This window comes from Brachymonas sp. KE5 (genome assembly GCF_057773645.1).
This window is the reverse complement of record NZ_CM173463.1, coordinates 625,007-642,162: the sequence shown is the minus strand read 5'-3', so window position 1 is coordinate 642,162 and position 17,156 is coordinate 625,007. Positions and strand designations below refer to the sequence as shown.

13 protein-coding genes are annotated in these 17,156 nt (G+C 67.4%); 1 reads left to right on the top strand and 12 read right to left on the bottom strand.

Features of this window, described 5'->3' with window-relative positions; all coding sequences use genetic code 11:
- The 8 genes from ACX36O_RS02980 to ACX36O_RS02945 form a co-directional block, all read right to left on the bottom strand.
- A complete protein-coding gene (locus ACX36O_RS02980) occupies positions 1–2,292 on the bottom strand; it encodes a heavy metal translocating P-type ATPase (RefSeq protein ID WP_488360028.1) in 2,292 nt (763 codons plus the stop codon).
- Between the two features lie 201 nt (positions 2,293–2,493).
- Entirely contained in the window at positions 2,494–3,291 is a 798-nt protein-coding gene (locus tag ACX36O_RS02975; protein ID WP_213359133.1) for an enoyl-CoA hydratase/isomerase family protein, read from the bottom strand.
- A 31-nt stretch (positions 3,292–3,322) separates the two neighbouring features.
- A complete protein-coding gene (gene lgt / locus ACX36O_RS02970; RefSeq protein WP_213359131.1) occupies positions 3,323–4,150 on the bottom strand; it encodes a prolipoprotein diacylglyceryl transferase in 828 nt (275 codons plus the stop codon).
- Between the two features lie 93 nt (positions 4,151–4,243).
- Positions 4,244–5,491: an OmpA family protein gene (locus ACX36O_RS02965; RefSeq protein ID WP_371686493.1), complete on the bottom strand. Its 1,248-nt coding sequence runs from the start codon at positions 5,489–5,491 to the stop codon at positions 4,244–4,246.
- A 162-nt stretch (positions 5,492–5,653) separates the two neighbouring features.
- A complete protein-coding gene (locus ACX36O_RS02960; RefSeq protein ID WP_213359127.1) occupies positions 5,654–6,625 on the bottom strand; it encodes a S49 family peptidase in 972 nt (323 codons plus the stop codon).
- Positions 6,626–6,714: 89 nt separating this feature from the next.
- On the bottom strand, positions 6,715–7,104 hold the full coding sequence (locus ACX36O_RS02955; RefSeq protein WP_371686492.1) for a Rieske (2Fe-2S) protein: 390 nt from the start codon (positions 7,102–7,104) through the stop codon (positions 6,715–6,717).
- Positions 7,105–7,122: 18 nt separating this feature from the next.
- Entirely contained in the window at positions 7,123–7,797 is a 675-nt protein-coding gene (locus ACX36O_RS02950) for an HAD family hydrolase (protein ID WP_213359120.1), read from the bottom strand.
- A gap of 79 nt (positions 7,798–7,876) precedes the next feature.
- Positions 7,877–8,893, bottom strand: a complete 1,017-nt coding sequence (locus ACX36O_RS02945; RefSeq protein WP_250130960.1) for an RluA family pseudouridine synthase — start codon at positions 8,891–8,893, stop codon at positions 7,877–7,879.
- Positions 8,894–9,546: 653 nt separating this feature from the next.
- Between ACX36O_RS02945 and ACX36O_RS02940 the strand changes: the two genes are divergently transcribed.
- Complete coding sequence (locus ACX36O_RS02940) at positions 9,547–12,597, top strand: Rne/Rng family ribonuclease (RefSeq protein ID WP_488360027.1); 3,051 nt, start codon at positions 9,547–9,549, stop codon at positions 12,595–12,597.
- A 210-nt stretch (positions 12,598–12,807) separates the two neighbouring features.
- On the opposite strand, the gene ACX36O_RS02935 is transcribed toward ACX36O_RS02940, so the two are convergent.
- From ACX36O_RS02935 to hemC, 4 genes are read right to left on the bottom strand one after another with little or no spacing between them, the layout of a single operon-like run.
- Complete coding sequence (locus ACX36O_RS02935; RefSeq protein ID WP_488360026.1) at positions 12,808–14,121, bottom strand: heme biosynthesis HemY N-terminal domain-containing protein; 1,314 nt, start codon at positions 14,119–14,121, stop codon at positions 12,808–12,810.
- A 4-nt stretch (positions 14,122–14,125) separates the two neighbouring features.
- A complete protein-coding gene (locus ACX36O_RS02930; RefSeq protein WP_488360025.1) occupies positions 14,126–15,220 on the bottom strand; it encodes a uroporphyrinogen-III C-methyltransferase in 1,095 nt (364 codons plus the stop codon).
- Positions 15,217–16,053 carry a uroporphyrinogen-III synthase gene (locus ACX36O_RS02925; RefSeq protein ID WP_488360024.1) on the bottom strand — a complete coding sequence of 279 codons (837 nt, stop codon included), beginning with the start codon at positions 16,051–16,053 and terminating at the stop codon, positions 15,217–15,219. The genes ACX36O_RS02930 and ACX36O_RS02925 overlap by 4 nt, the downstream gene beginning before the upstream one ends.
- A gap of 5 nt (positions 16,054–16,058) precedes the next feature.
- Complete coding sequence (gene hemC, locus ACX36O_RS02920) at positions 16,059–17,009, bottom strand: hydroxymethylbilane synthase (protein WP_371686487.1); 951 nt, start codon at positions 17,007–17,009, stop codon at positions 16,059–16,061.
- Positions 17,010–17,156 lie beyond the last annotated feature (147 nt).

Genomic DNA, 17,156 nt, shown 5'->3' with positions numbered 1-17,156 from the left:
TCAATCCAGCTTGCTCACCAGGCGCAGGGCATTGAGCACCACCAGCAGCGAGCTGGTGGCCATTCCCAGACCGGCCAGCCAGGCCGGCACCAGGCCCATCACGGCCAGCGGAATGCCGATCACGTTGTAGAGCGCGGCCCAGAGCAGGTTCTCGCGCACCACGCGCATGGTGCTGCGGGCCAGGCTGAAGCTGTCGGCAACGGCACGCAGGCTGCTGCCCAGAATCACGAAGTCGGATTGCGCCTGCGCCAGCGGCACGGCCTTGCCGAGCGCGAACGAGACGTGGGCGCCAGCCAGCACCGGGCCATCGTTGATGCCGTCGCCCACCATGGCGACGTGATGGCCGCGCTGCTGCTCGGCGCGCAGGAAGGAGAGCTTGTCGGAGGCGGTGCAGCCGCCCTGCGCCTGCTCCAGCCCCAGCTGGTCGGCGATGCGCTGCACGGCGTGCGGGCGGTCGCCCGAGAGCACCTGCAGGCGCAGGCCGGCGCCGCGCAGGGCATCGATGGCCTCCTGCGCATCGGCACGCAAATCTTCGCGCAGCACGAAGGTGGCCAGCCAGCCCTGCCCGTCGCTGAGGTTGGCGTGCAGGGTATCGGGCGGCAGCTCCGCCAGGGTGTGTGCGGCAACGCCACAGAACAGGTCGGAGCCCAGGCGCATGGTCTGCCCTGCGGCCGGATCGGCGCCGGAAGCAGCCACCTGCCCTTCCATGCCCTTGCCGGGGTGTTCGCTCACATGGGTGGCGATCCATTCCTGCTGCAGCAACGCTTCCCCCTCCAGGCCGGCGGCCTCGACCAGCGCGCGCGAGACCGGATGCAGGGAATGGCGCGCCAGCGAGGCGGCCTGCAGCAACACCAGCTGCGCATCGGCACCTTCACGTACCAGCACGCGCTCGAGCGCAATGGTGTCTGCCGTCAGGGTGCCGGTCTTGTCGAATACCACGGTATCGATCTGCGAGAGCATTTCCAGCGCCTGCAGCCGGCGCACCAGCACGCCGCGGCGCGCCAGCCCGCCGGCAGCCGCCAGCATTGCTGCGGGCGTGGCCAGCGACAGCGCGCACGGGCAGGTCACGATCAGCACCGCCACGGCAATCATCACCGCATGGGCCGGATCCTCGCGCCACCACCAGGCAGCCGCCAGGCCGGCGGCGAGCAGCACGATGATCAGAAAAGGCTTGGCGAAACGGTCGGCGAACTGGGCCAGACGCGGCTTGTCGACCGAGGCGTTCTCCATCATCTCGACGATCTGGGCATAGCGCGTGTTGGCGCCCAGCTTGTCGATGCGCATCTCGACCGGCGAGTGGATGTTGTGGCTGCCGGCAATCACCTGGGCACCGGTTTCGCGTGCCAGCGGGCGCGACTCGCCCGTCAGCAGGGCCTCGTCCACCATGGTGCGGCCATCGACCACCGTGCCATCGCCTGGAAAGGATTCACCGGGCAGCACGCGCACCAGATCGCCCACCTTGAGGCGGCGCAGCGTGACGCGCTCGAACACGCCCTTCTTGTTGCGGCGCTCCACGCTGTCGGGCAGGCGGTTCATCAGCGCCTCGAGCGCACCGGCGGTGCGGTCGCGCATGCGCCATTCCAGCCAGCGTCCGGTCAGCAGGAAGAACACGAACATGGTGAGCGAGTCGAAATAGACTTCGTTGCCGAACATGCCGTCGGGCTCGAAGGTGCCCAGGGTGCTGACGATGAAGGTGATCAGCATGCCCAGGGCCACCGGCATGTCCATGCTGATGCGGCGGTGGCGGATGTCGTTCAGGGCATTGCGGAAGAATGGCCGGCAGGAGAACAGCACCACCAGCACGGACAGGATCCAGGAACCCCAGCGCAGCAGATGGCGCGCCTCGGGCGCGATGTCGTTGCTGACGTATTCCGGCCATGCATACATCATGACCTGCATCATCACCACGCCGGCAACGCCCCACTGCCAGACGGTCTGGCGTGCCTCCTGGCGGCGGCGCTGGCTGGCGAAGGCATCGTTGGCGGGCACGGCGCGGTAGCCGGTACCCTGCAGCGCCTGCATCCACTGCGAGGGCTTGACCTGTTCGGGCAGCCAGGTGACGCGGGCACGGTGGCTGCCGGGGCTGACCTGCACGTCTTTCACGCCAGGCACGGCCTTGAGCGCGTCTTCTACCGTGAGCGCGCAGGCGGCGCAGTGCATGCCTTCGATGGCGACGCTGGATTCCCATGCGTCGGCCTGATTGGCACAGCGGCGGCTGAACACGCCCCACTCATCGGGGTCGTCGAGCAGCTCGATCTGTGAGGCTGAAGCAGGCAGTGCAACGGTAGACATAATCCTCTGCCACCCCTGCCCTGCTGCAATGCCGCCGGAACCAGGGATGGTGTACAACTTTCAAATGCAGCGCCATTGTACGAAGCTGTGCCAGCCTCGTGTGCAGATTTACACATTACCCCGGTCGCGCATTCAAGTGTGTGCTTTCCGGTGCACGGTGCCCTGGCCCAGGCAAGGCCGGCTACCGATGCCGGCGCCCTCTCAGAATCGGGCGGGACGCTTTTCCAGGAAGGCGCCGATGCCCTCGCGGTGTTCCTCGCTGTCGGCATAGTCGTAGGCGGTGCTGCACTGGCGCAGCAGCATGTCCTCCTGCGCCTGCAGCCATTCGCGCATCATCTGCTTGTGCAGGCGCGCCGCCGAAGGGGACAGCTGCAGGATGCGGGCGACGGTCTGCTGGACGTCCTGGCGCAATTCGGCCGGATTTTCCACCACACGCGTGAGATAGCCGTGCGTGACCATGTCGGGTGCCTGATAGACCGCCGCCTCCAGCAGCATGGAGCGGGCCAGCGTGGGGCCGAGCACGCCGGCTACCAGCGCGGCCTCGCGCGGCGCCATCGGAAAGCCCAGCTTGGCGATAGGCGCGCCGTAGCGGCTCTGGCGCGTGGCCACGCGGATGTCGCAGCAACTGGCAATCTCGACGCCGGCCCCCATGCAGTTGCCCTCGATGGCGGCAATCACCGGGGCATCGCAGGCCAGCACGGCCGACAGACCGCCCCAGACCTGCTCCTCATGGAAGTGGCGCAGGCTGTCCGTCTCGAAACGGAAATCGCTGTATTCGGAAATATCACCGCCGGAGCAGAAGTGCCCTTCGGCGCCCTGCACCACCACACAGCGCAGCGGATCGGCGGCATGAGCCTCGCGCTGCAACTGGATGAAGACCTGCTGCAACTGCTCCCACATGCCACGCGACATGGCGTTGAACTTGCCCGCATGGCGCAGGGTGACGGAGGCGTGACGGGCGCCCGGGGTTTCGTCAATCAGGCACAGAACCTCGGCCATGGCTTTACTCTTGCTTTATTGTTCTTGAATCTCAACGGGTGGCGGGCGCCCGGCTGTAGCGCTGTTGCGACCAGGCCCACAACGCGATGCCGCCCAGAATCATCGGAATGCACAGCCACTGCCCCATGCTCAGGCCCAGGCCCAGCAGGCCGAGGAAATCGTCCGGCTCACGGAAGTACTCGGCGATGAAGCGGAACACGCCATAGCCCAGCAGGAACATGGCAGCCACCTGCCCCGGCTTGCGCTCCTTGCGTGCGTAGAACCAGAGCAGCACGAACAGCAGCAGGCCTTCCAGGAGGAACTGGTAGATCTGCGAGGGATGGCGCGGCAGCATGGTGCCACTGTGGGGGAACACCATGGCCCAGGGCAGCGTGGGATCGGCCAGGCGGCCCCAGAGCTCGCCATTGATAAAGTTGCCGACGCGGCCCGCGGCCAGGCCGGTAGGCACGCAGGGCGCCACGAAATCCGCCACCTGCAGCCAGGGCTTTTGGCGCGAGCGGGCGAACCAGGTCATGGAGGCAATCACGCCCAGCAGGCCGCCATGGAAACTCATGCCGCCCTGCCAGACCTTGAAGATCTCCAGCGGGTTGGCCAGGTAGTACTCGGGCTTGTAGAACAGGCAGTAGCCCAGGCGCCCACCGATGATGACGCCCATCACGCCGAGGAACAGGATGTCTTCGACGTCCTTGCGGCTCCAGGCGCCGGCGCCCTGCACGCTGGCAAAGGGCTGGTGGCGCAGGCGGCGCATGCCCAGCAGCAGGAACAGGCCGAAGGCGGCCAGGTAGGTCAGCCCGTACCAGTGCACGGCGAAAGGCCCGATCTGCACGGCGACGGGATCAATATGGGGGTACATGAGCATGGCGTGTATGGTAGCAGTTGCCTATGGCGTTTCGCCGGGCGCATACAAAAGGAAACCCCGCCGCAGCGGGGTACCGGTTAGCGGGCGCGAGGCTTATTCCGCCTTCACGTCCACTCGGCGATCCTCGGCCAGGCTGCCGCTCTGGCCATCGGTCTGCACCGGCTTGCGCAGCTCGATCTTGCCCTCGGGCACGCCCTGCTCCATCAGGTAGGCCTTGACGGCCTTGGCGCGGTTCTTGGACAGTTCCTCGTTCTTCGCCTTGTTGCCGCGCGGGTCGTTGTAGCCGCTCACCACCAGGGTCTTGCCTTCCTTGCCCAAGGCGACGATGTCGGCAGATACGGCATCGGCCGCCATCTTGTCCACGTCGGTCTTGCCGGTGGCGAAGTAGAACGAGAGCACCTCGTTCTCGTACTTCACGGCACTGGCATCGGCGGCCAGATCGCTGGCCACGGCGCTGGCGGCAGCAGCGGCAGTCGCAGCAGCGGAAGCAGTCATGTGAGGCGCAGGGGCCATCGCGGTACCGGACGCTGCCGGCATGGCCGGCTCGGAAGCCATCGGCACCACCACGGCCGGTTCGGAGGCCGGCATCGAGGCCGGTTCGACCGGGACCACCACTATCGACTCGGCGCTGGCACCACTGGCCGGAACCGCGGTTTCGGCCGGCTTCTGGCCGCAGAACTTGAGCAGCAGCAGCGCAGCCAGGGCCGCAAGAGCCAGCCACAGCCACTTCATCCAGCCACCGCTGGCGGGGGCCGGCGTGACGGCACGGGCAGGCGGAGGGGTGACCGGGGCGGCAGCGGGGCGCGCCTCGACCGCCGCCGGAGCCGTGGCAACAGCACCCAGGCCGAGCGCGGTGGCCAGTTCGGAACCCAGCACGCGATCCAGCAGGCTGCGCTGGCCGGACAGCAGGCTGACGAACTGCGGCTGAGTGAGCTTGCTCGATTGCACCTGCGAGCGCAGCACGCCGAGCAGCATCGGCAGCGCCGCGGCCATCAGGGTGCCGGTATTGTCCGTGGACATGCCGGTGCGGCCCGCCAGCAGATTGGTCAGGCCCGCACTGTCGCCGAACAGCAGGGAGAGCCACTGGCGACCCTTGTCGATCAGCGACGGCTCGACCTGGGTCAGACTCGAATCGACTTGCGGACCCGTGACCAGATTGAACAGCTGGGTCATGCGGCTGGCATCGCCCGTCTGGCCGGACAGCTTGCCCAGCAGTGCCGGCAGGATCAGTGCCACCGCCTTGGAAGCCATGCTGGGCGACTCGCCCAGCTGGCTGCTTGCGAAATTGCTTAACGCGCCACCCACCTGCTCCTGCAGCAGCGCCGACAGATCAATAGACATGGTGCCTCCCTCGAGGGTTGGTTTTCAGGCCGGTCCGCCGGGCGGAACGGTGCGAGCCCCACCCCTGCAGGAATGCGGCTCGGGCCAGTTTAACCATGCACCATGACAGTTATTGACACAAATTTGTATGAAAAAGATAAATAGTTAACGGCAGTTGGCCACTTATCGCAGCAGCGGCGCCGCCTGCATGGAGCGCATGGCGCCTTCGCCCACGGCCGCGCCAAAGCGCTTGGCCAGCTTCTCGGCCACGTTTTCGCGCTGTGTGTAATCCACCAGGCGCTCCTGCTTGACGATTTCACGCGCCACGTAGTCGGTACCGCCGAGCTTGTCGGCCAGGCCCATCTGGATCGCCTGCTGGCCCGTCCACACCAGGCCGCTGAACATTTCGGGCGTTTCCTTCAGGCGCGTGCCGCGACCATTGCGCACCACCTGGATGAACTGCTGGTGGATCTGGTCGAGCATGGTCTGCGCGTGCGCGCGTTGGGTTTCGCTCATGGGGCTGAAGGGGTCCATGAAGCCCTTGTTGCTGCCGGCTGCGATCAGGCGGCGCTCCACGCCGAGCTTTTCCATGGTGCCGGTAAAGCCGAAGCCGTCCATCAGCACGCCCACGCTGCCGATCAGGCTGGCCTTGTCCACGAAGATCTGGTCGGCCGCCACGGCGATGTAGTAGGCACCGGAGGCACAGCTGTCGCCCACCACCGCATACAGCGGCTTCTTGTAGTGCGCCTTCATGCGGATCAGTTCGTCATTGATGATGCCGGCCTGCACCGGACTGCCGCCGCCAGAGTTGATGGACAGCACCACGGCCCGGGAGCCCGCATCCTCGAAGGCACGCTTGACGGCAGGCACGATGTTGGCGGCGCTGCTGTCCGCTCCGTCGGCAATGTCGCCGCGGATCTCGATCACGGCGGTATGCGGCGAGGTCATTTTGGCGGCATCCGGCGCGCCACGCTGGAAGAACATCCAGGCCAGCACGGCAAAGAACAGCAGCCAGGCCATACGCACAAAGGTCTTCCAGCGCCGGTTCGCCTGCTGCTCGCGGATGGAGGCCATGGCCACCTTTTCCAGCATGGCACGCTCCCAGTCCGGCTTGCGCGGGGTTGCGGGGATGAGGTCGTCAGAGGTATCGGGCATGATGCAGGGTCAGTAGGTTCGCTGCCGCAGGGCAGCGGCTCGCCAGGAAAGCCCTGATTGTAGAAGCTGCCGGGGCCGGCTCCTGCGGATCAGCCTTCTCCATCAGGGGCTTCAGGTGCAACAGTGTGTGCATCGGGCAACCACCAGACCTGCCCCTCCTGTTCCAGCAGGGCAATGCGCACCAGGCCGCCATTGCACGGGCCGCCCAGGCATTCGCCCGATTGCGGATGGAAAATGGCACCGTGGCTGGCGCAGATCAGCCATTCGCCGGAGGCATCGAACACACGGTTGGGCATCCAGTCGAGCTCCATGGCGACGTGGGTGCACCGGTTGAGAAAGGCGGCCACCTGCCCCTCGTGGCGCACGGCAAAGGCGCGACACGGCGCTCCGCGGTGCAGCACGTCGAACGGTACGGCCAGCGCGCCATCCACCAGTGCAGCGGACGGACACAGGGCAATGGCGTTGACAGGCCGGGACATGAGCGAAGCCCCCGTGCGTCAGGCACGCGGAGGGGCGTGGACCTCGTTCTGCAGCCAGCGCCCCAGGTCCCGCACCGAATGCGCCATGTACAGCGGCGACCACTGCTGCAGGCCGGCCACGCTGTGCGCCCCGTAGCTCACGGCCACGCAGGCGCAGCCGGCATTGTGCGCCAGTTCCAGATCGTGCGAGGTGTCGCCGATCATCAGCGTGTGCTCGGGCTTCACTTCCAGCTCGTCCATCAGCTCGTACAGCATGAGCGGATGGGGCTTGCCTGCCGTCTGGTCGGCCGTGCGCGTGGCATCGAACATGTCGGACAGCGCCACGACGGAGAGCGCATCATCCAGCCCGCGCCTGCTCTTGCCGGTGGCCACGGCCAGCAGATGGCCCCGGCTGCGCAGGTCTGCCAGCACGCCTTCGATGCCTTCGAACAGGGTGATGTCGGTCATGTGCTGCAGGTAGTGGTGGCGGTAGCGGTCGCTCAGGGCGCGGTACTGCGAGGGTGGCACGTCGGGCGCCACTTTGGCCAGCGCATCCTGCAGGCCGAGCCCGATCACGTAGCGCGCCTGCTCGCGCGTGGGGCGTTCGCCACCCACATCCACCACCGCCTGTTGCAGGGCCATGGTGATGCTGGCGGTGGAGTCGTACAGGGTGCCGTCCCAATCAAAGCAAATCAGGTCGAATCGGTGCGCCATGGCGTGAATTTCCGGATAAATCTGTGGCGATCAGGGCGACAGCCCCGACCTTCTGCCGCCATTGTCGTCGATTGGCGGGCTAGGCCACGGGGTTGCCGACGAACTGCTGCAGCGCCGGCTCCAGCGGCTGCTCCAGCGCCACCGTCTCGCCGGTGGAGGGATGGGTGAAGCGCAAGCGCCAGGCATGCAGGAACATGCGCTTGAGGCCGGCCTTTTCCAGTGCCTTGTTGCGCGCAAAGTCGCCATATTTCTCGTCACCGGCAATCGGATGGCCACTGGATGCCAGGTGCACGCGGATCTGGTGCGTGCGGCCGGTCTTGATGGTGACTTCCAGCAGCGTCATGTCGCCCAGCGGATGCGGCACGCGCTGCGCCACCTTGACCAGGGTGACGGCCTTCATGCCTTCCGGATCGTCCTTGGTGGTGGTGCGCACGCGGCGTTCGCCCTCGGCATTGCCGGCAGCCGGCAGCAGGAATTTGCGCAGCGGCGTGTCGATTACCTTCCTGTTGGCCGGCCAGTCACCCAGCACCAGCGCCAGATAGGTCTTGCCGGTTTCGCGCTGGCGGAACTGGTCCTGCAGCGTAGTCAAGGCCGAGCGCTTCTTGGCAATCAGCAGAATGCCGCTGGTTTCGCGGTCCAGCCGGTGGACCAGTTCCAGAAAGCGCGCCTGTGGCCGGGCACGGCGCAACTGCTCGATCACGCCGAAACTCACGCCGCTGCCGCCATGCACGGCCACGCCGGCGGGCTTGTTGACGGCGATCAGCCAGTCATCCTCGAGCAGGGCCGGGAATTCGCGCGCCGGGGTGGCGGCCTGCGCCTGGCCATCCTGCGTGCGCTCGGGCAGGCGCACCGGAGGCACGCGCACCACATCGCCCGGCTGCACGCGGCTGTCGGCGCTGGCACGCCCCTTGTTCACACGCACCTCGCCGCTGCGGATGATGCGGTAGACATAGGTCTTGGGCACCCCCTTGAGCTGGCGGATCAGGAAATTGTCCAGGCGCTGGCCGGCGGATTCCTCGTCCACCTCCAGATATTTCACGGCCTTTGCCGCGCCCCCCTGTGAAAGCGCGGCTTTCGACCCTATAATGTTTTTCACTGTGTAGTTGGTTAATTGCAACTGCTTGATTTGAATAAGTTTAAGGCACAAGCAAGGCGTCCGCTGCCCCGCTGCACAGAAAGTCCATGCCACTGGCCCCGTTCCGCAGGCAAACCGGCCGGCCCCAAGCGCCCCCGGTGGCCCCCGACGGCTCCAGTCAAGGCTGACGCTCGAAACCCCGAATATGGAATACATGACTGCCTGAATGGTGCGCTGTTTGTTGCCACTCAGGCAGATGGATCGAATGCAAGTGCAAGGTGTCTTTCTGGCTCTGCTAATGCTGACTGCCGGCCTGTCCGTCAAGCTGCCCCGTGGGCAGCGACGCGGCCGCGGCAGCCTGCTGCCTGCACGCACCTCCCCCTCCCTCCCTGTTCCCGGCACCCGGCCGCTGCATGTGGCAGCGCTGCGTGCCGATAGTGGCTGGCTGCCTGCTGTTGCGGCGCCAGCGGGACGGCGGCCTCTTGCTGCATTCTTCCGCGCGCCCTTTGCCCTCCAGTCCGCCCTTCCGGCGGTCTGATCCGGCAGTTTCCGGCAATTCCCTTCGTTTCAGCGTCCGCTCAGGCATTCCTGGGCTGTGTCCGCGCCTGTGCGCGGCCGGCCCGCAGTGTCAACAGAGTCAATGAACCCGTGCGGGTTCAGGAAGGAAACGCATCATGAAACGGATGCTGATCAACGGTACCCAGACCGAAGAACGCCGCCTGGCGATTGTCGACGGCCAGAAGCTGCTCGACTACGAGATCGAGATCGAAGGCCGCGAACAACGCAAGGGCAACATCTACAAGGCCGTCGTCACGCGCGTCGAGCCTTCGCTCGAGGCCTGCTTCGTCGACTACGGCGAAGAGCGCCACGGCTTCCTGCCGTTCAAGGAAATCTCCCGCCAGTACTTCGCCGAAGGCGTGCCGGTCAGCCAGGCCCGCATCAACGACGTGATCAAGGAAGGCCAGGAACTGCTGGTCCAGGTCGAGAAGGAAGAGCGCGGCAACAAGGGCGCGGCCCTGACCACCTTCATCTCGCTGGCCGGCCGCTACGTGGTGCTGATGCCCAACAACCCGCGCGGCGGTGGCGTGAGCCGCCGTATCGAGGGCGAGGACCGCGCCGAGCTGAAGGAGGCGATGGACCAGCTCGAGTACCCGAAGGGCATGAGCATCATCGCCCGCACGGCCGGCATCGGCCGCTCCGCGCCCGAACTGCAGTGGGACCTGAACTACCTGCTCAAGCTGTGGGATGCCATCGACGGCGCCGCCCAGGCCGGCAAGGGCGCCTTCCTGATCTACCAGGAATCCAATCTGGTGGTGCGCGCCCTGCGCGACTACTTCAGCCCGGAGATCGGCGACATCCTGATCGATGCCGACGACATCTACGAGCAGGCCAGCCAGTTCATGAACCACGTGATGCCGGAGCATGCCGGCAAGGTCAAGCGCTACCGCGATGACGCACCGCTGTTCAGCCGCTTCCAGATCGAGCACCAGATCGAATCGGCCTACGCCCGCATCGTGACGCTGCCCAGCGGCGGCGCCATCGTGATCGACCACACCGAAGCACTGGTCTCCATCGACGTCAACTCGGCGCGTGCCATCAAGGGCAGCGACATCGAGGAAACCGCCACCCGCACCAACCTGGAAGCCGCCGACGAAGTGGCGCGCCAGATGCGCCTGCGCGACCTGGGCGGCCTGATCGTGATCGACTTCATCGACATGGACGAGCAGAAGAACCGTCGCGAGGTGGAAAACCGCCTGCGCGAAGCGCTGCGCCAGGACCGTGCGCGCGTGCAGTTCGGCACCATCAGCAAGTTCGGCCTGATGGAAATGAGCCGCCAGCGCCTGCGCCCGGCGCTGAGCGAAGGCGCGTCCATCCCCTGCCCGCGCTGCGGCGGCTCCGGCCACGTGCGCGACACCGAATCCAGCGCGCTGCAGATCCTGCGCATCATCCAGGAAGAGGCAATGAAGGACAGCACGGCCGCCGTGCATGCCCAGGTGCCAGTCGAAGTGGCTTCCTTCCTGCTGAACGAGAAGCGCCCTGAGATTGCCAAGATCGAGCTCAAGCAACGCGTGCACGTGATGCTGGTGCCGAACAAGAGCCTGGAAACCCCGCACTACAAGCTCGAGCGCCTCAAGCACGACGACGCCCGCCTGGACAACATGGACGCCAGCTACACGCTGGCCGAGGAAGTCGAGGATCCGACCGCCGTCACGCGCCGCTCGCAGGAGCCGACGAATCGCCAGACGCCAGTGCTCAAGGGCGTGCTGCCCGATGGTCCGGCGCCGGTGGCACCGCCCAAGCCCGAAGTGGTGGAACCGGTTGCAGCCCCTGCGGCCGCGGCACCGGCCCAGCCGGCGGCCGAGCCCGCGACCGGCCTGGCCGCCCTGTGGCTGAAGATCAAGCGCTGGTTCGGCTTTGCCGAAGAGCCGCCTGCCGAGCCCGTGGCCCCGGTTGCTCCGGCACCCGAGCCCGCAGCTCCGGCACGGGATGACAACCGCCGTGGCGGCAGCCGTGGCGGGCGTGGCGGCAGCCGCAATGGCAACCGCAGCGGCGGTGAGCGTGGGGAACGCTCCGAGCGCTCGGGCGAGCGTGGCAGCCGCGGCGAGAAATCCGGCGATGGTCGCAGCGGCGAGCAACGCCGCAACCGTGGCGAAGGTCGCCCTGCTTCCGAAGGCCGCGGCAGCGAATTCCGCAGCACCGAGCAGCGCAACGACAACCGCAGCGAGCAGCGCGAAGGCAGCAGCGAAGCCGGCACCGACAACCGCCAGGACGGCCGCGGCAACCGCCAGCGCCGTGAACGCAGCGGTGAGCGTGGCGAGCGCAGCGGCGAGCGCCGTGCACCGCGCCAGACAGCCCTGCCGACCGAACTGGGCGGCGAGGAAAGCAGCGCAAGCGAAGTGGCACTGGCCGCAGCGGCAGCCAGTGCCGTGAGCGGCGCTGCCATGGCGGCCGACAGCGCTGCCGACTCCGTGAACGACACCAACGGAGCCCAGGCGCCTGCAGCCGGTGAAGGCGAAGTGAGGGAGCGCCGCGAACGCCGTTCGCGCGACCGCTATGGCCGTGACCGTCGCCGCGGCGGCGATCGTTCCGGCCAGAATGGCGAAAACAACGAGCTGGCCAGCGCCGAAAACGGTGTTCTGTCTGACTCGGAGACTCCCGCCGCCGACACCAGCCCGCGCAGCTACTTCGCTGCCAATGCCAATGCCCCGGTTCCGGGTCTGGCCGCAGGCCTTGCAGAAGACGCCCAGGCTACTGATGCTCCAGCGCTTGATGCCGCAGCCTTGCCGGCACCGGCTGTGCTGGACGCCCTCCCCGCTCCTGCTGCGGTCGATGCGCCGGCTGCGCCCGCCGAAACGGGTGCACCGGCTGCCGAGAGCACGGCAGTAGCCGCCGAAGCGGTCGCTGTACCGGCTCCGCAGGAGGCTGTAGCAGCCACCGGCATGCCCAAGGTGCAGGCATTCACGCTGCCCGAAGCCGAGCTGCACCGCATTGCAACCGACGCCGGCCTGCAGTGGGTGGGCTCCGATGCCGACAAGGTAGCCGCTGTGCAGGCTGCCATCGCCGCCGAGCCCAAGCCGATCCACGTGCCGCGCGAGCGTCCGCCGCTGGTGGTGCTGGACGAAGGCCCGCTGATTCTGGTGGAAACGCGCCGCGATCTGGCCGGCATGGTGCTGCCGTTCGAGGCCGAAGCCAGCCAGCAGACTGCGAGCGATACGCAGGCCTGATCAGGGCGCCTGGACCTGGCCACAGGAACTGGCGCACCGCTGCAAAAAAAAGCCGCTGATGCGGCTTTTTTGCGTTTCGGGTCCGGGAGGCAGAGTGCCATCGTGACAGACACAGACCTCTCCCCCATCACGGACAGTAGCGACTAGGTCGCGCGCCTGGGAGCTTGCGCGCATATGCCCCTATGAGGCGGCGTGCTGCGGGTGCCGCTCTCAGCGCACCAGCGCCGCCTGCTTCCAGGCTTGCTGCGCAGCCGCGGCATCGCTGCGCTCTTCGGCCAGTTCGGCCAGCGCGCGCCAGGCATTGCGGCGCAGTTCGGGCTCGTCCTGCAGACCGTGGGTGGCCTGGCTCAGGAACTGCTGCGCCTTGCCCCAGAGCTGGCGCTTCATGCAGGCCATGCCCATCAGGTACTGCATGTCGGCACGGTTGGGGTAGCGCTGGTAGGCCGCCTCGATGCGCTGCAGCCAGTCGCCGTCGATGTCTTCCAGCCCCGGCTCCAGCGCGGCGACGATGGCACTGCGCTGGGTAGACGTCAGGGTTTCTTCTCCCGCGGCCACACGCTCCCACACGGGCAACAGCCAGGCCCGTGCCTGCGCCGCCGTGCCGCCGTTGCTCACCAGCTGGCGCGCCGCCGCCAGAGCCACTTCCGGCCAGGCACGCTCCTCACGGTCCAGACGCATCCAGATGCGCTGCAACTGGTCCAGGTCGAAGGCAGACCTGAGCTGGTCCACAATCAGACGGCCCACCAGCACCCGGCCAGCTTCGGGCGTGAAGGCCTTGTGGCGGGCCAGCGTGCGCGCCGTATCCAGCGCCAGATCGGTGTTGCCCAGCTGGCGTGCCGCCTTCAGGCGATGGCGCAGCGCCAGTACGCGGCGTCCGGTGCCCTGCGGCAGGGCGTCGAGCCGCTCCAGCGCCACGGCGGGCTGGCGGTCCTCGATGGCCCAGCGCGTGGCGCGCAACTGGATGCCTTCGCGCGTTTCCACGCCGATATCGGTGCGGGTGTCCTGGGCGGCCTGCAGTGCCTGCGCATAATGCTGGTCGCGCTGGGCACCATCCTGCATGGCCTGGCTGCTTTCGGCCATGATGAAGTGCGTCAGGGCGCGCAGCTGCGTGCTGTAGGGCAGGCGCTGTGCGGCCGGGACGTTGTCGCGCGGATCGGCCTGCTGGCCGTTCAGGCTTTCTTCCTGGCGCAAGGCGCGCTCGCCGGCCTGGCGCGCGCGCGAAAAGCGTCCCGCCAGGTAATGCGACATGGCATCGAGCAGGTGCCCGTGCAGCGCACGTTCCTTCTGCTGGATGCGCCAGCGGCGTGCATCCTTGGGCAGCTGGATCAGACTCGAGATGCCGCGCATCACCGCATGGCCCAGCAGGAACAGGCCCAGCAGCAGCAGGATTGCCATGTTCAGCGAGATGTCGATCGCCCGCGTGGGCGACCAGTAGAGGGTCAGAACCGCCTGGTTGTTGCCCGCCAGCAGAGCCAGCAGGGTTGCCAGGACAAACAGGACCAGCAGCCAGAGTAATGCGCGCATGGTCTCAGTTTCCTGCGACGCTGGCAGCGGCGTTGGCGGCGCTCAGCGCTTCAAGCGTGCCGCGGATCTGCGGCAATTCGGCGGAATGGATGTTGCTGTGCACTTCCTGCAACTGCTTGCGCGCCGACTCGACCAATGGCGAATCGGCCTGGAACTGGCCCTGCAACTGTTGCAGCACCTGCTCCACATCCCCCCGCGCCAGATCGGACTGGCGCGACATCAGCGCCATGCGGGCATTGAGCAGGCGCAGCTTGAGGTTCTCGCGCACCAGAAAACCCTGGGCGGGCGGCAGCAGCGCGGCATCGCGGCTGGCGATGGAGCGCACGCGCACCAGCCCCAGCGCCGTGTCGGACACGCTGCCCCACCATTGCTGCCACCAAGGAGCATCCGCGGGCAGGCGTTTAGCCACGTGCGCCTTGCCGCTTGCCGTGGGCAGCGGCACCATGTCGCTCTGCAGCGGCAGGCTGTCGATCTGGCGCAAGACGTTGTCGATGCGCGTGGCCAACATGGCGACGTCGCTTACGCTGGTCTTGCGCAGTTGCTCAATGTCCTGAGCCATGGCCAACTGCAATGCAACCAGGCGCGGCTGCGTGGCATGCTCCAGGCGTTTTTCGGAGCTCACCAGCGCCGCCAGCAGGGGCTGCACGCTGCCGGTCAGCTGGGTCTGCTGCAGCCCCATCTGCACCACAGAGTCCACATCCACCAGCAGGTTGTCGTCCTTGGCGCGCGACAGGCCCTGCAGCACGCTTTCCACCTGGGCGCGCTGGGCATCGAGCTGCACCACGCGCGCATCCAGCAGCGCCACCTTGGCACTGGCTTCGCGGCTCTGCTCGCTGGCCAGGCGGGCCAGGGTGCCAGTATCGCGCGACTGCAGCCCCACATCGGCCACCTGCTTCGCTACCTGTTTCTGCAGCAGATAGACCTGACGCCAGGCGACGCCCGCAGCCGCCGCGGCCGCCAATGCAAGCAGCAGGGCCAGCACCAGCACCACGCGCGCCAGCGCCGACATGCCCGCCTGACGGGGGGGATTCGGCGCGGCAGGAGCCGCCGGAGTCGCAGTCACGGAAGCCGGGGACGTTGTCTCGGGGGAAGCAGTCATAGCCACGATTGTATCGATTGGCTTACGTCATGCAGTGTAGGACGGGTCTGGAGAACACTTTGATAGCCGGCCGCGGCGGCCTTGCCGGCGATGCGCGGATGGGTAGCCAGAGCGCAGGCACGGCTCCAATCCTGCTGCGGCAGCAGCTTTTGCAGGTTCTGCAGCGCCTGGGAACTGCTCCAGAGCCACAGATGGCGCGCGTCGGCCAGCTGGCGCACCGCCTCGCGTTGCGCGTCGGTCCAGCGCGGAGCCTGTCGCTGATATGCAACAACCGTACGCACCGTGATCCCGGCCTGCACCAGCTGTTCACCCATCCAGTCGCGCCCGGAGCCGTAGTCGGGATGGATGGCATCGGGCTGTGGATCATCGGTGCCACGCACGCGCAGCACGCATTGGCCGGCCGCCCGCGCAGCGGCCAGCTGCGGCTGGATCAGGGGCCAGAGGGTTTCGGAATCGAACTGGGCAGCGTCCTGGGGCGGACTGTCGATCCGCTCCGGGCTCACACCGGCCGCCAGCAGCGCGTGCAAGGTGCCGCGACCGGGGGCCCAGGCACGCACCTGCAGGGCATTCCAGCGTGCGGCCGCATCCGGTACGGCTGCAAAGAAATGCTCGACCGCAGGCACACTCACGAAGAAGGCGGCGGCGGTTTCGGGCAGCTGTTCCCAGGCCACCTGCAGCCGTTCGCGGTAGGCGGGATGCTCCACACCCGCAATCTCGATCAGCGGCAGCACCAGCACCTGTGCGCGCGGGCCCAGATCCTGCTGCAGGGCCTGCGCCCATTCGCTCGCCTGCGGCTCGGGCCGGGTGATGATGACGATGGGCGCCCCGGACATGGCTCTCAGTGCGCCGCAGTCGCCGGTCGTGCGCCCTGCGCGATCAGCTCGCGGGCCACCTGTTCGCCCAGGGCCGTGGCTTCGGCCAGCGTGGCCACCGGGGCACTGGCCGTGGCGCGTACCAGCGACACCGCCCCTGCGGCTTGGTCATCGCCCCAGGCAGCGTCGATCTGCAGCAGATCGCCCTGCAGCGTGGCATAGGCGGCCAGCGGCATGGAGCAGCTGCCGCCCATGGCGCGGCTCACGGCGCGCTCGGCGCTTACGCGCAGCCAGGTCGGCATATGCACCAGCGGCTGCAACGCGGCCACCAGCTCCGGCCGGCCGGAGCGGATCTCGATGCCCAGGGCACCCTGCCCGGCTGCGGGCAGCATCTGCTGCGGCTCCATCACATGGCGGATGCGCTGTTCCAGTTCCAGACGCTTGAGGCCGGCTGCTGCCAGCACGATGCCGTCGTACTGGCCTTCATCCAGCTTGCGCAGGCGCGTGTCGAGGTTGCCGCGCAGCGGCTCGATGCGCAGGTCGGGGCGTGCGGCGCGCAGCAGCACGGTGCGGCGCAGGCTGGAGGTGCCCACCACGCCGCCATGCGGAATCGCGGACAGGCTCTCGTAGCGCGGCGACACGAAGGCATCGCGCGGATCCTCGCGCTCCATCACGCAGGCCAGCTCGAAGCCGGCCGGCAAATCCATGGGCACGTCCTTGAGCGAGTGCACGGCGATGTCGGCGCGGCCTTCTTCGAGGGCCACTTCCAGCTCTTTCACGAACAGGCCCTTGCCTCCCACCTTGCTCAGGCTGCGATCCAGAATCTGGTCACCCTGGGTGGTCATGCCCAACAGCGTGACACTGTGCCCCTGCGCCTCCAGCAAGGCCTTGACGTGCTCCGCCTGCCAGAGGGCCAGACGGCTTTCGCGGGTGGCGATGGTGAGTTGCAGGGGGGCTTGGGTGGACTCGATGGACATGACAGACAGCAGCAGGACGGCGCAATGCCGCAGAGGACAGCGCATACAGAGAATGGCGCACATGCTAGCACGGTTGCCCCGCCCCGGGCGCCACCCGCCTCGTCTGCAGCCCTTGCCCGATGCTGCGTGCGGCAAGGGCCTTCGCTA